The sequence below is a fragment of the Aestuariibius insulae genome (assembly GCF_040783535.2).
Taxonomy (GTDB): Bacteria; Pseudomonadota; Alphaproteobacteria; order Rhodobacterales; family Rhodobacteraceae; genus Aestuariibius; species Aestuariibius insulae.
In genome coordinates this window covers 231,213-243,989 of the sequence record NZ_JBFONW020000003.1, presented here as the reverse complement: position 1 = coordinate 243,989, position 12,777 = coordinate 231,213, and the positions used below count along the sequence as shown (strand labels likewise).

The 12,777-nt window shown below is 60.8% G+C and carries 15 protein-coding genes; 1 reads left to right on the top strand and 14 read right to left on the bottom strand.

Going from position 1 to position 12,777, the window contains the following annotated elements:
- Positions 1 to 176 precede the first annotated feature (176 nt).
- From AAD018_RS10190 to AAD018_RS10155, 8 genes are all read right to left on the bottom strand, one after another.
- Positions 177 to 1,562 carry an L-serine ammonia-lyase gene (locus tag AAD018_RS10190; protein ID WP_412005263.1) on the bottom strand — a complete coding sequence of 462 codons (1,386 nt, stop codon included), beginning with the start codon at positions 1,560 to 1,562 and terminating at the stop codon, positions 177 to 179.
- Positions 1,563 to 1,653: 91 nt separating this feature from the next.
- Complete coding sequence (locus AAD018_RS10185; protein WP_367315946.1) at positions 1,654 to 1,995, bottom strand: RidA family protein; 342 nt, start codon at positions 1,993 to 1,995, stop codon at positions 1,654 to 1,656.
- Complete coding sequence (locus AAD018_RS10180) at positions 1,992 to 3,389, bottom strand: FAD/NAD(P)-dependent oxidoreductase (protein WP_367315945.1); 1,398 nt, start codon at positions 3,387 to 3,389, stop codon at positions 1,992 to 1,994. Before AAD018_RS10180 ends, AAD018_RS10185 begins: the two co-directional genes overlap by 4 nt.
- Complete coding sequence (locus tag AAD018_RS10175; protein ID WP_367315944.1) at positions 3,382 to 3,750, bottom strand: (2Fe-2S)-binding protein; 369 nt, start codon at positions 3,748 to 3,750, stop codon at positions 3,382 to 3,384. Before AAD018_RS10175 ends, AAD018_RS10180 begins: the two co-directional genes overlap by 8 nt.
- A complete protein-coding gene (locus AAD018_RS10170) occupies positions 3,671 to 4,762 on the bottom strand; it encodes an NAD(P)/FAD-dependent oxidoreductase (RefSeq protein ID WP_367315943.1) in 1,092 nt (363 codons plus the stop codon). The genes AAD018_RS10175 and AAD018_RS10170 overlap by 80 nt, the downstream gene beginning before the upstream one ends.
- Before the next feature lie 66 nt (positions 4,763 to 4,828).
- Entirely contained in the window at positions 4,829 to 5,818 is a 990-nt protein-coding gene (dctP, locus tag AAD018_RS10165; protein ID WP_367315941.1) for a TRAP transporter substrate-binding protein DctP, read from the bottom strand.
- Between the two features lie 37 nt (positions 5,819 to 5,855).
- The gene (locus AAD018_RS10160; RefSeq protein WP_367315939.1) at positions 5,856 to 7,154 is read right to left on the bottom strand and encodes a TRAP transporter large permease; all 1,299 of its coding nucleotides are present in this window, start codon (positions 7,152 to 7,154) and stop codon (positions 5,856 to 5,858) included.
- Positions 7,151 to 7,642, bottom strand: coding sequence for a TRAP transporter small permease (locus AAD018_RS10155; RefSeq protein WP_367315937.1), 492 nt, complete (start codon positions 7,640 to 7,642; stop codon positions 7,151 to 7,153). The genes AAD018_RS10160 and AAD018_RS10155 overlap by 4 nt, the downstream gene beginning before the upstream one ends.
- Positions 7,643 to 7,774: 132 nt before the next feature.
- Between AAD018_RS10155 and AAD018_RS10150 the strand changes: the two genes are divergently transcribed.
- Positions 7,775 to 8,695 (top strand): LysR family transcriptional regulator, encoded by a 921-nt coding sequence (locus AAD018_RS10150; protein ID WP_367315935.1) that lies wholly within the window; start codon positions 7,775 to 7,777, stop codon positions 8,693 to 8,695.
- A 32-nt stretch (positions 8,696 to 8,727) separates the two neighbouring features.
- Here the strand turns inward: AAD018_RS10150 and AAD018_RS10145 are convergent.
- The 6 genes from AAD018_RS10145 to AAD018_RS10120 all read right to left on the bottom strand — a co-directional run bounded on the left by AAD018_RS10145 (position 8,728) and on the right by AAD018_RS10120 (position 12,708).
- Positions 8,728 to 9,839, bottom strand: a protein-coding gene (locus AAD018_RS10145; protein WP_367316213.1) for an IS3 family transposase whose coding sequence is annotated in 2 segments (ribosomal slippage) — positions 8,728 to 9,584 and positions 9,584 to 9,839 — 1,113 coding nt in all. Because the reading frame shifts where the segments join, the coding sequence is not laid out codon by codon here.
- A gap of 487 nt (positions 9,840 to 10,326) precedes the next feature.
- Positions 10,327 to 10,692, bottom strand: coding sequence for a GFA family protein (locus AAD018_RS10140; protein WP_367315933.1), 366 nt, complete (start codon positions 10,690 to 10,692; stop codon positions 10,327 to 10,329).
- A 23-nt stretch (positions 10,693 to 10,715) separates the two neighbouring features.
- Positions 10,716 to 11,225: a YceI family protein gene (locus AAD018_RS10135; RefSeq protein WP_367315931.1), complete on the bottom strand. Its 510-nt coding sequence runs from the start codon at positions 11,223 to 11,225 to the stop codon at positions 10,716 to 10,718.
- A 58-nt stretch (positions 11,226 to 11,283) separates the two neighbouring features.
- Entirely contained in the window at positions 11,284 to 11,931 is a 648-nt protein-coding gene (locus tag AAD018_RS10130) for an SRPBCC family protein (RefSeq protein WP_367315929.1), read from the bottom strand.
- A 54-nt stretch (positions 11,932 to 11,985) separates the two neighbouring features.
- On the bottom strand, positions 11,986 to 12,501 hold the full coding sequence (locus AAD018_RS10125) for an SRPBCC family protein (protein ID WP_367315927.1): 516 nt from the start codon (positions 12,499 to 12,501) through the stop codon (positions 11,986 to 11,988).
- Between the two features lie 9 nt (positions 12,502 to 12,510).
- Complete coding sequence (locus AAD018_RS10120) at positions 12,511 to 12,708, bottom strand: tautomerase family protein (RefSeq protein ID WP_367315926.1); 198 nt, start codon at positions 12,706 to 12,708, stop codon at positions 12,511 to 12,513.
- Positions 12,709 to 12,777 lie beyond the last annotated feature (69 nt).

Sequence of the window (12,777 nt, the reverse complement as noted above, 5' to 3'; positions counted from 1 at the left end):
CCTGACTGGTCGATCGGAAAAAGATAAAAAATTGGCAAAGGATCCGTATCTTGAACGGAAAATTTGAATAAGGCTAGCTTCGCGAGTACAGCTAGGAAATCGGCTGAACTTCTTGATTCCTGCGGTATTCGATCGATGCAATGAATCTTCTCCCAGCGTAATTGCTTCGCTGTAGTTCAGCATTCTGTTCGACCCACGCTGATGTTTGAGGCAAGTCCGCCCAAACTTGTTTCCTTGTACTCGTTCGCCATGTCTCGACCGGTCTGGCGCATTGTTTCAATTGCGACGTCCAGAGAGACAACTTGCCGTCCGGTTCCGTGTCTTGAGAGCGATGCTGCCGTGACTGCCTTCACTGCGCCAAAGGCATTCCGCTCGATGCATGGCACCTGAACCAACCCACCTATTGGGTCGCACGTCATGCCGAGATGATGCTCCAAAGCCATCTCCGCCGCATTTGCTACTTGCTCCGGCGAAGCTCCAAGTATGGAAGCCATACCTGCTGCGGCCATGGCCGATGCTGAACCGACTTCGCCCTGACATCCGACCTCAGCGCCGGAGATCGACGCATTGGCCTTAATCAAGCTTCCAATCGCAGCAGCGGTAAGGAGGAAGGTACGAACCTCTTCCGGACCGAAACCCTCCACGACCATCTGCGCATACCGGAGCACGGCGGGGATGACGCCAGCCGCACCGTTCGTTGGCGCAGTGACGATGCGCCCGCCTGCAGCATTCTCCTCGTTGACCGCCATCGCGAAGACCGAGAGCCACTCGTTCGATCTGCTAGCCACTTCAGCCACTCCGCGTGACTCGGCCTGAAGCCTCTCATGAATGCTGCGCGCGCGCCGCTCGACCCGAAGACCGCCGGGCAACTCCCCGGATGCGGCCAGGCCCCGGTCGACGGTCTCGTGCATCACTGCGGCGATGCCATCGAGAGCCTCGACTACGTCGAAGAGGCCCGCCGCGCGCTCGTTGGCGAGTTGAAGCTGGGCAATCGAGAGGCCATTCTTGCGCGCCATTGAGAGCATCTCCGCTGCGGTTCCGAAGGGCATCGGTACGGATAGGTTGGCAGGCGCGGCAGTCCGACCGTCCTCCTCGCCGTCGGTGACAAAGCCACCGCCGATCGAGAGGTACGTCTTCTCCAAGAGGACGTTGCCGTCTGGACCCTGGGCACGGAACGTCATCGTGTTCGGGTGCCGGGTCGGTACGGTGTCGTAATCGAAGACGATATCTTTCGAAGGGCGGAAGGATACCAGCTGGCCTCCTGGTAGGGCGATCTCGCCCGTTCTTTCGGACGAGGAAAGCGCTCGATCCGCTTTGTCTCTCTCCATCGTTGCAGAATCGAAACCGAGAAGCCCCAGCGCGACCGCGCGGTCGGTTGCATGACCTTTCCCAGTAAACGCTAGGGAGCCGAGCAGGCGCACCTCGATGCGCGCCGCGCCCGTCCCTCTCAAGAGGTTTCGGAACCGGCGCCCAGCGACCATGGGCCCCATCGTATGCGACGAAGACGGACCGATGCCGACCTTGAAGAGCTGCGTGAAAGAAAGGAACTCGTACGCCTTCATGGCGGTATGCGGTTTCTCGAGATCTGCGCTCATGACGACCGGTCGCAAGCAGAAGACATAGAGCCTCCCGCTTCCCTCCGGGGCCCCCAGGCTAGGCGCATGCTGCGGTGACGATGATCTCGACGCGGAGTTCGTCTCGCGCGAGCTTCGCCTCCCCGCAGGCCCGCGCTGGGGCCTTCCCTTCTGGAACCCACGCGTCCCAGACCTCGTTCATCCCATCGAAGTCGGACATGTCGGCTAGCCACACGATAGCCTGAAGCATGCGATCCTTCGAAGAACCGGCTTCGGCCAGAAGACGCTCGACGCGCCCGACGCAGTCGCGCGTCTGCTCCTGAATAGTCCGCCCATCCCCGACCTGACCGCAAAGATATACCATCCCGTTGTGCTTCACGATGCGGCTCATCCGAGCAGAAGTCTGCTGTCTTTCAATCATGTCTGTATCCCTTCGGTCTTGTCCTCGTGCATTGCCGCAAGTTCTCCCAAGGTGACGGGCTTGAGCGGCGCGCGGATGCGGTAGTAGCCGACCTCATCAGGGCTCCGGCCGAGCTCGTCCGAGAGGATGTTCGTCACGGTCAGCCCGCAATAACGGCCTTGGCATGCCCCCATGCCCGCGCGGCAGTACGCCTTGGTCTGGTTCGGACCTTCGCATCCGAGCGATACGCAACGCCGGATCTCAGCCGCATCGATCTCTTCGCATCGGCAGATGATGGTGCCATCTCCAGGGATTAGGGCTTCTCGATAGGGAGGGTACGCCATATCGATGAACGGCCGGGCCGCCATCTCCTTAGCGAGGGCTCTGCGGATCGGCCGAGCCGCCTCGTCCTTGGCGGAGGCCTCAAGATACCCGAGGTCACAGGCCGCGGCGAGCGCGCTCAACCGTCCCTTCAGTGCCGCGGCCTCGGCCCCGCCAATACCGCCGCCGTCACCGGCGACAAAGACCCGTTCTAGAGATGTCCGCCCCCAGTCGTCCCGGGCCGGCACGAAGCAACTCTGACCCACATCCCATCTATGCTCGATCTCCACGGATCGTGTGATCTGTGTGTTGGGAACGACGCCGTGATGGAGAAGGACCGTCCTGCAATCGATGCGCTTGAAGCCCGACCTCGTCTTGAAGGTAAGGACCTCGGTACGGTCGTTCCCCTCGATACGTATATCACGGGCACCGGTATGACGTTCGACACCAGCCCGACGCAGTTCGGCAAGGAGTCCAAGTCCCTTCAATGGATACTTCCAACCGCGTAGAGCACCCGCTCCGTGCCGCAGGGCACCTGCTAGATCGCGAGGCCCTTGCGTTTCGACGAGCGCCCGTGGCGGCTGTCCGGCTCTGCAAAGCTGGCTCGCGACGAGATAGAGAAGCGGTCCCGAGCCCGCGAGGACTGCATTGGCGGCAGCGACCCCAGACTGCTTGAGAAGGATCTGAGCCGCGCCAGCCGTCATCACTCCGGGGAGGGTCCACCCCGGAATCGGCATTGGGCGCTCAACCGCCCCGGTAGCGATCAGGAGGGCGCGACCGGCCACCGTCGTCCCGTTACCATCGATGCTGTAAGAGACCCTGCAGTCTCCGGACACCTGCCATACGACGGCATGATGGAAATGCTGGATCTTTGGATGAGCCAGCGCGCTTGTGAGCTTACGGCCTGACAAGTAGTCCTTGCCCAAGACTGCCGCTTCGGCATCCGAAACGCCGTCTACGTTGCGATAAATCTGGCCTCCGGCCGCCCGCTGCTCGTCCAAGAGAAGCACGGCGAGCCCGCAATCCGCTGCCATCCGTGCAGCCGCGAGGCCGGCGGGCCCCGCGCCGATGATGATGAGGTCGGTCTCACTCATCCGTACCTGCTCCTGGCCCGGCACGCTCGACGACGAGGCCATCCTCTGCAGTAAGCATGCACGATTGACGAACGATGCCATCGATCGAAACCAAGCAATCGTAACACGCGCCCATCATGCAGAATGGCCCCCGCTGAGCCCCCGACTTCGGCGTCCTTCGGAACGTCGTAATTCCGGCGGCGAGAAGTTCGGCGGCCAGGTTGCCGCCTTGCCGTACCTGAACCGCGTTTCCGTCGAATATGATGGAAACCTGGGACTTCAGCCGACCGAGGATCTGAAAGTCAGAATCTGCTTTCACTGAACACCTCCAGGTCCGGCGCGCCGGTCGCTTTCTCGAGCCAGTGAGGAAGGAGGCGTGCATGTGCGGCGGCGAGAGTGATTCCACTGTGACAGGTCACGAGGAATGCACCCGGCATCTCAGCACTCTCCTGGTAGATCGGCAGGCCGTCGGGGGACATCACGCGCAATGCGCCCCATGTGCGCACCACCTGCGCCTTCGCTAGCTTGGGAAACGCACGGACGGCGTCCCGGGCGACCTTTGCGATCCCCTCGGTGGTCGTGCCATCGTCGAAGCCGACCTCCTCATTGGTCGCTCCCATCTGGATCCCACCTTCGTCCGTCTGCCGCGCGATGAGAGATGGCCGGTTGATCATCTTCGGCAACTTTTCGGTTATGATGACCTGACCGCGCTGCGGGCGAATCGGTGCCTTGAACCCCAACTTCGGCCCTAGGGTTGCGGCTCCAAGACCAGCGCAAAGAACGACGCGCTCGGAACGCACAGTCGTCCCATCGTCGCATTCGAGGAAGAAGCCGTCGCTTCGATCAACGTAATCCACGGTCTTGCCGTTGAGTACGCGCCCACCCATCCGGCGGACATCGTCGGCCAGCGCCTTAAGCAACCGCAAGGGGTTCGCCTGTCCATCCTGATGATGGAGGATTGCACCGACGACGTCACCGCCAATCTCAGGTTCGGCTTGGCGCAGCGCGTTGTGACCAAGGACTTCGTAAGGATAGTTGCCGTCGAGCTCCGCCTTCAGGACTTCGTATTTCGCCACAGTGGCGGCGAGGGTCTCTTCGGAGAAATGGAGATCGTAGCCTCCCTCTTGCTCCAAACCGACATCGTGCCCCGTATGGCAGGCGAGTTCCTCAGCGAACTCCTTCCAGAGGCCGGTCGAACGTTGAGACCATCGCGCGTAGCGCGGCTCATTGAGGCCTTTGGATTGGATCCAGACGAGCCCGAAGTTGCCGCGGCTCGCACGATAGCTGCCGTCGCCTCCGTCGAGGACGACGACGCGGCGGCCGAGGCTGAGAAGCCCCCAAGCCACGGAAAGCCCGACGACGCCCCCGCCGATGATCGCGTAGTCCGTTTCCATGATAGTCCTTACGCCCCGCTAAAGGTGCGCCGGGCGGGCGGGAGACGACCGCCCGGCGCGCGCCGGTCAGTTGCCGGCGCGATCGAGGATCGACTGACCCCATTCTTCGCCGATGTCCTGCAGGACTTCGGGCCATACGGCGGCGCGAACTGTCTCGGACATTCCGGCGAGCTCCTCGTCGGACAGTTCGACCAGCGTCGCGCCCAACTCGTCGACGAGGCGCTGCTCATTGCGGGTCTGGTCTTCCTCGGCGACCCCCCACCTTGTGTTCTCGAACTCGACGGCCGCGGTGCGAAGCGCCTCCTGATCCTCTGCGTCGAGGCCGTTCAGCGTGTCCGTGTTGATGAGCATGAACCACACCTCGAAATGGGTGTTCGCCGGAACGTAGGTCTGCGTCACGTCACGGAACGATGCATAGTACCCCTCGGCACCCGAGCCGATCACGCCGTCGACCACGCCGGTCTGGACCGCCGTGAAGGCCTCCGAGAACGGGATCGGCGACGGGATGTAGCCGAGGGCTTCGCCGGTCAGCTGGAAGCTCTTAATGCCCGGCACTCGGACCTTGATCCCGTTGTCCTCGGTAGAGCCGGGGTTCACGGCTTCGGTGTTCAGCGCGATGCCGCCGAAATAGACGGGATAGGCCGCGAGCATTGTGATGCCCTGTTCCGCGTAGAGTTCGGCCATCGTCTCGTGGATCACCCCACCAGGTCCGTAGATTGACTGGGCTTCCTCCCAGTTGGAGGCGATATAGGGGAAGGACGCGATCTGCATTCGCCGATCGATGCCGGTCGCGGCCGGCTGCGTGGCCATCTCGACAGCGCCGACCGAGATCCGCTCTTGGACTGTCGTGTAGTCCCCGAGAGCAGAAGCCGGGAAGAGTTCGATGTTGACGTCGCCGTCCGTCGCTTCGCGGACCGCGTCGGCGAAGGCTGTGAGTTCCAAGTCGATGGTCGCGCCTTGCGGTCGCACATGGCTCATTCGTAGGTCTTCGGCCATCACTATGCCGGTGCTGCCAAGCAGGGCTGCAAGAGCCCCCGTCGCAATCAGTGTCTTCATCGTCTTTCTCCTCTGTTGGTTTCTAGAAGGGGTTGCGTCAGTAGCCGAACAGACGCGGCAGGAAGAGCGCGACGTCGGGCCAGAGCGATGTGAGGAAGACGACGGGCAAATAGCCGGTCACGATCAGCACCATCGCCGGCGGGATGACTTTGGTCACCTTCACCTTTCCGATCCGCGCACCCATGTAGAGGATCGACGCGTAGGGCGGCGTTACGCCCCCCATGGCGGTGTTGACCCCCATGATCGCCGCGAAGTGGATTGGGTCCACGCCGATGGCGTTCATCAGCGGAAGGAGGAGCGGCGCGATCAGTAGGATCGCGGTCGCGTCGTTCACGACCATCCCCACGAGAAAGAGAAGGATGTTGATCGCGATCAAGAGAACGATCTTGTTCTCGGTGATGCCGAAGATCACCCCGACGAGGTTCTGCGGCACGCCTTCGAAGACAAGCATCTGGCCGAAGATCATGGAGAACAGAATCATCAGCATGATCGCACCGACGGCAGTCGACGCTTCCGAGGCGCAGGACAGGAAGCCGTTCCAGTCGAGACCACGGTAGATCAAGAAGCCGACAGGGATCGCGTAGATGACGGCGAGGGCGGCAGCCTCGGTCGGCGTCATGATCCCCCCGTAGATGCCGCCGAGGATCATGATCGGCATGAGGAGCGCCGGAAGCGCGAAGACCGTGTTGCGGCCAACCTGGCGGGTAAGTTCCGGCACCGTGGGCCGTGCATCGAGCGTCAGCTTAAACCTGCGCGACATGATGAGGTTCACGACCGAGAAGTTGGCCATGATGATGAGACCGGGGATGAGGGTCGCGAGGAAGCAGGCGACGATCGAAGTATCCGTGACCCATCCGTAGAGGATCATCGTCACCGAAGGCGGGATCAGGAGCCCTAGGATCGAGGAATTCGCGATTAGCGCGGTGGCGTAGGCGCGTGGATAGCCACGCTTCTCCATTTCAGGAATAAGGAGAGGTCCAATGGCAGCAATCCCGGTAAGGCCTGAGCCGGAGATCGCCCCGATGATCGCACAGCTCACCGCTGCCACGACGCCCAGGCCGCCGCGGATATGACCGACGAAGGCGTTCACGAAGCGCAGAAGCGCGCTGGCGATCCCGCTCTGCGCCATGATTGTCCCCGCGAAAACGAAGAGAGGGATGGCGAGAAGAGTCGGGTTTCCCAGTTGTTGGAATCCCCACAGGACCATGCCCTTCATGGTCACGTCGCCGACGAAGTACATGACCATCAGGGCCGCGCCAAAGCACCAGGGGAGAGGGACGCCGAGCGTCAGCGTCAGGACGAGGACGCCAATGGCGAGAAGCGCGATCTCGATCATTGGGGCTCTCCGCTCACGAGAGCCTCTTCTTCGTCCGACAGCGATCGGACGTGTCGGACCAAGTGCATCGTCGTGAAGAGCATCATCAGGACGAGGCCGACCATCAGCGCGGCATCCGCGTAGAAGGTCGGGAAGTAGAGGGTCGGTGTCTCCTTCCAGACGCGCCAGGCGTAGGTCGTGAACTCCCAGGCCCAGGACAACAGCCAGAGACCGATAGCCAAGCTGATCACCTCCCCGACGATCGCGAGGATGGTATGTTGACGCTTCGTCTTCAGGACGATCTCAAGGACGTTCGCCCTGATGTGCGTGTTCTCGCGAGACGCATTCACGGCCCCTAAGATGTAGAGCCAAAGCGTCGGGTAGAGCATCGTCTCTTCGAGACCCATAACGGGAACTTGGAAGACATAGCGCGTAACGACCTGCACAAACTGACCCAGGGCCACAATGCAGATTAATGCCATCAAAATGTACTGAGCTAAACGCTCCATGAGTTCTCCCCTGCGATCGGCCGCCGTCTCTCTCGGACGCTGATCCAATCGCTTGACCACCGTCATACAGCAGACACATAGTATCAAATCGATAATTCTGACAAAATCAGAAGATCACCTTATGAGGCCATCTTGAACATCTCGATCAGGCAACTGCAGACCTTCGTCGAGGTGATGCGCTCGGAGTCGCTGTCTCAGGCCGCAAGGAACCTCGGACGGACTCAGCCTGCCATCAGCGCGATGATTTCAAGCCTGGAGGAGGAGGTCGGATTTACACTATTCGAGAGGGTCCGGAAGCGTCTGATTCCGAAGCCCGAAGCTCACTACTTTCTTGCCGAGGCCGAGACGATCCTCGATAGAATCACGCGGTCGACACGTACCCTCCAGGACATCGCAGATCTGAAGACGGGCCGAATTCGTCTCGCCTGCAATCCGGCCGCGTCGCGCTTCTTTATGCCCCATGTGATCGGCCGCTTCCTGGCGGACAAGCCGCAGGTCGATGTCTCTCTCATGATGCGATCCTCACCGGTGGTGACGGATTGGGTGGCCTCTCAAAAATACGACATCGGTCTCGCAGAGAGTTCGGAGACCACGAAGACGATTAGCCGAGAAGTCTTCGAATTTCGGTGCTTCTGTGCAGTGCCGGTGGGCGACGCGCTTGCCGCCTCTCCCCTTGTAACCCCACGCGACCTCTCCGGGCGGCCTGCAGCGTTGATCTACGACGAGCATTCCGTGACGCGTCAGATCGAGAGAGCGTTCCATCACGGGGACGCAAGGCTCTGGAAACGGTTCGAACTGACCACCTACCAGCCGGCGCTCCAGCTTACGGCCGAGGGGCTATGCTACGTCATCTGCGATAGTTTCACGGCAGCAAGTCACGTCCAGCAGTTCGGAGCGGATAGCGGCGTGGTCTTCCGGCCTTTTGAGCCGCACATGGCGCTCAGCATGTCCTTGATGACGCCGGTGAACCGACCTCTCTCCATGCTCGCCGTGGAACTCACGAAGGTGATCTCCAAAGAACTGAAGCGGTACCTGAGCTTTCCAGCGCTTTGAGGCAGCTAACCTGCACCCCTTGGAATCCGCGTCTATAAGTTAGCTCTGTTCAAAGTTTGGTCCTCTTCTGACCGTTGGCGATACTCTCGCGGGGTCAGCCCGTCGAGGCTCGTGTGCGGGCGGTGGTGGTTGTAGTCGTCGCGCCATGCCGCAATCATGCGGCAGGCATGGCGCCGAGACGGGAACAGGTGCTCGTTCAGGCACTCGTCCCGGAGACGGCCGTTGAAGCTCTCGACCAAGCCGTTCTGCATCGGCTTGCCCGGTGCAATGTAGTGCCAGTCGACCTGGCGATCTTCCTGCCATTTCAGAATGGCATTCGTCGTCAGCTCCGTTCCGTTGTCGCTGACGACCATGCGGGGATAGCCCCCCATCTCGGCGATCCGGTCCAGTTCGCGGGCGACACGGCTACCGGAGATCGAGGTGTCGACAACCGTCGCCAAGCACTCCCGGCTGAAGTCGTCGATCATGCAGAGGATGCGGAACCGGCGGCCGTAAGCCAGCGCGTCGGATACGAAGTCGAGCGACCATCGCTGGTTCGGGCCTTGAGGGATCACCATGGGTGCCCTGGTCCCGATCGCGCGCTTGCGTCCGCCCCGTTTACGGACGGTTAACCATTCTTCGCGGTAGAGCCGGTAGAGCTTCTTCCAGTTCACCTCCCAGCCTTCGCGCTTCAGCAGGATGTGCAGCCGTCGATAGCCGAACCGCCGCCGCTCAGACGCAAGCTCCTTCATTCTCGATCGCTCCGCCGTGTCTGCCGGACGCTTCGACGTCCGTCGATACACACGCGGATCGATCCCGGCCAGCGCACAGGCACGCCGCTGCGTGTAGCTCTTCTCTTTCATGGTCCAGTCCACGGCTTTCCTCCTCGAACCGGGCCTCAGAAGTTTTTTCCAAGCATCTCTTTCAGCGCGGCCACGTCCATCATCTGCTCGGCCAGCATCTTCTTCAGCTTCGCATTCTCTGCTTCCAGCGCCTTCAGCCGCTTGGCATCGGCGACTTCCATGCCGCCGTACTTGCGTCGCCAGTTGTAGAAGGTCGCATCGCTGATACCGTGCTTGCGACACAGATCAGGCGCGCTCATCCCTGCCTGGTGCTCCTTCAGGATGCCAATAATCTGCGCTTCGCTGAAACGGCTTTTCTTCATCATCTGTCTCTTCGGTTGGAGAACTGGTTAACCTCAAATCGAGGACTTTTCAGGGGAGCAGGTCACTGGCCATGCGCCCTACCCCGCTCCGTGACGTGAACGATCATCACGCACGCCGTTGCTGACCCTGGCCAAGGCTCCGACCTTGGCCACCGGGGCAGCCGTCTTTTCATGATGCGATCATTAGAGGCTCGTCCTGCAAATCTCGGTACACAGGTGGCGGCTTTAAATAAATGCGCCCGTAGGGGCGCCGGGATTCTGGGCAGGCGATAGAGTGGGTCCCATTATCGTTACCTTGTTCGAGAGCGGTCGTTGATGAAATACGCAGCTGATGTCTCGAAGGAGCCCATACCTCCTAATGATGCGCGGTGCACGAATGTCAGCTTTCGCTGTCTCGAGAATAAATCCACGATCGTGGGCCACCTTGCCGGGCGTTGCTAAATCCTCTGGCGACGGTCCAAGGCTGGGCGACCTGAACCGTTGGTCCTTACCCTTCGATGCGATAGTGCGGTGGTCGCTGTCCGGTAAAATGTTGTGGGCCGAGCGGGATGCTGGCGGGCACTTTGTCCAGCGCCCCGTGATAGACAGACCAGCGACGTGGGTCGCGCCTCATCCGGTAGAACAAGCTGGAGCCGCAGGTGCCGCAAAAACCGCGCTCCACCGGTGGTGAGCTGTTGAACCAACGCAGCGTATCGTCACTCGACGTCGGGGTGACCACAGTCAGATCAACCCCCACGACAGAGGCACCATGCCAGCGGCGGCAATCGGCGCAATGACACACCTCGAACCGGGCGGGTGCGGGGATCGTGAATTGTATAGCGCCGCAAAGGCAGCGGCCGGACAGCGTGGTCATGGGAGGTTTCCTGAAGAGGTTTCTCATGGGGTTATGGCAATCTTGCCGGTGATTTCTGCAGTCTGGCTGACGGTGTCTGCAAAGGCTTCCATGCCGACCGCAGTCCGGTCCAGGGTCGCTTGCACCATGTAGATGGGGCGCTCGTTTGCTTCAGGCTCAGAAATCATGACGACCAGCGGTAGCGTAGTGTCCCTCACGGCAAGTATCCCGGTTGCCAGATATCCGTCGCTGGTCTCGGTGATTTCAGTGGATGTGAAGCTGGCATCGGGGAAGGTCCGGCTATTCAGCCACGCTGCGCTGTGCAAAACGGAGTCCAGAAGGGCATCATTGGTCGTGGCGGACGTGGTTCGAACAGTCACCGTGATCTGGCGCGCTTCAAGGTCAATCTTGGCGGACCAATCTTCGAATTGGCCAGAGACCTCCCGTGTCCCGACAACGACCGAGAAGCCCAAGGTGCTGTCCTCCTCCACGATGCCCAACGCGTAAAGCGGTGCGGTAAGAAGTAGCGAGAGCATAACGGCAAAATGGCGCATGGTTGACCCCTTCGCGCTTGAGGCACGAGGCCGGATTTCCGGCCCCGCGCAGGATCGCTTACATTTCGACGTAGGTGCCGCCATGGATGTTGGCGAAGTTTCGGAAGTCCACCGCCAGTGCCTGGGCCACAGCTGCAGCGGCGTTTCCACCCATCTCCTGCGCTTCGTCATAGTAGATGCGCGTAGTGATCAAGGTGCCGTCATCACCCTTGTCCTCAAGCGTCCAGATCACGAAGAAGTCCTTGATCGGGAGCGGCACGGTGCTGCGTTCCATGTCGAGGTCGTAGGCGATCATGCGGTTTTCCTCGACTGCGAAGACACGCTCATAAGCTGTGCCTGCGCCGCCGACGAAGTCGCAACGGCGGACAGACCCCATGCCAAGTTCACCCGGCGTCTCAGATGCCGAATGATCCCATGTCAGCTCTTCGATCTGAAGCGACCAGTCAGCATTTCCGGAATGGACAAGCGGGAACGCCTCCTCGGGCGTCATTGGCAATAGAAGCGTCTGGATCGACTGCAAGGGCGCATCGATGTAAGCGCCCAGATAGCCGCTGTCATAGGTGTAATTCGTCACCGGGTCGGACGACGTGACTGCGGCGCTTTCGCCGTACATGGCCGTGCGTTCCGCTTCGACATTGGGCAGCTGTTGAGCGCTGGCGGCGGTGGTCATGGCCAGAGCGAAGGCAAAGGATAGAATGGGTTTCATGGGGTTCTCCTTAGGGAAAGTTGAGGGGGAGGCATGGCCGACAGGCCACGCCATTCAGGCCATGGCCTGCCGTGCGGCGACGGCTTTCTTGGAGCCATCGACCTTGACCTTGCGCGGCGACGGGCGACCCGTCTCGGCATAGACCTTCAGATCATCGATGGTCTCGGTCAGCGCCTTTTTAAATTGCATCTTCATCATCCAGCCCATGAGGATGTTCATGGGAAAGGCGATGTTGGCCTTCAGAGTCATGCTGGCCTTGGTTCCGTTGCCGCTCGGGGTCAGGTGCCACGTATTGCGCAGCCCTTTCATGAAGCCTGGCATCTTCTCGCCAGTGGCCGAGTAGGACACCATGTGGCGCGCATCGTCATAGGCCTCGATGGTTTCAGTGAAAGGACCGAGGGAAGTTTCGCAGACGCGGCCCGCAGCGGGCGCTCCCGTCACCTTTGGCGTGCCGGACCGGACGCCGGAGACATAGACCGAGCTGGCCCAGTCTCCCGCAGAGGTGTAGTTCGGCCCGACAATGTCCCAGACCTTGTCCAGCGGCGCGTCGATCTGGCGTGAGATGTTCATTTCCATCGCTCAGCCCACCACCTGACCGCCCATCGCATAGCCGCCTTCAGCGGTCTCTTCGATGTGCACGTTGATGAATTGCTTGATGTCGCCCTTACCGGACGCGCCTGCGACGTTATTCAGCCCATCGGTGAGCTTTTCGACGATCTGGGCTTTCTCTTCCTTCGACCACGCGGATTGCGGGACGGTGACACGAATGGTTGGCATCATGGTTCTCCTATTTGAGTTTGGTGATGTCGACAGGATGCGCTCTCTGCGATAGTGCCTCAATGCAGG

Bases quoted from the DNA above. Each gene is read 5' to 3' on its own strand.
- AAD018_RS10180 (WP_367315945.1), bottom strand. From the start codon at position 3,389: ATGAGTGAGACCGACCTCATCATCATCGGCGCGGGGCCCGCCGGCCTC.
- AAD018_RS10120 (WP_367315926.1), bottom strand. From the start codon at position 12,708: ATGCCAACCATTCGTGTCACCGTCCCGCAATCCGCGTGGTCGAAGGAA.
- AAD018_RS10170 (WP_367315943.1), bottom strand. From the start codon at position 4,762: ATGGAAACGGACTACGCGATCATCGGCGGGGGCGTCGTCGGGCTTTCC.
- AAD018_RS10140 (WP_367315933.1), bottom strand. From the start codon at position 10,692: ATGACCACGCTGTCCGGCCGCTGCCTTTGCGGCGCTATACAATTCACG.
- AAD018_RS10130 (WP_367315929.1), bottom strand. From the start codon at position 11,931: ATGAAACCCATTCTATCCTTTGCCTTCGCTCTGGCCATGACCACCGCC.
- AAD018_RS10190 (WP_412005263.1), bottom strand. From the start codon at position 1,562: ATGAAGGCGTACGAGTTCCTTTCTTTCACGCAGCTCTTCAAGGTCGGC.
- AAD018_RS10125 (WP_367315927.1), bottom strand. From the start codon at position 12,501: ATGAACATCTCACGCCAGATCGACGCGCCGCTGGACAAGGTCTGGGAC.
- AAD018_RS10175 (WP_367315944.1), bottom strand. From the start codon at position 3,750: ATGCACGCCTCCTTCCTCACTGGCTCGAGAAAGCGACCGGCGCGCCGG.
- dctP (WP_367315941.1), bottom strand. From the start codon at position 5,818: ATGAAGACACTGATTGCGACGGGGGCTCTTGCAGCCCTGCTTGGCAGC.
- AAD018_RS10135 (WP_367315931.1), bottom strand. From the start codon at position 11,225: ATGCGCCATTTTGCCGTTATGCTCTCGCTACTTCTTACCGCACCGCTT.
- AAD018_RS10160 (WP_367315939.1), bottom strand. From the start codon at position 7,154: ATGATCGAGATCGCGCTTCTCGCCATTGGCGTCCTCGTCCTGACGCTG.
- AAD018_RS10155 (WP_367315937.1), bottom strand. From the start codon at position 7,642: ATGGAGCGTTTAGCTCAGTACATTTTGATGGCATTAATCTGCATTGTG.
- AAD018_RS10185 (WP_367315946.1), bottom strand. From the start codon at position 1,995: ATGATTGAAAGACAGCAGACTTCTGCTCGGATGAGCCGCATCGTGAAG.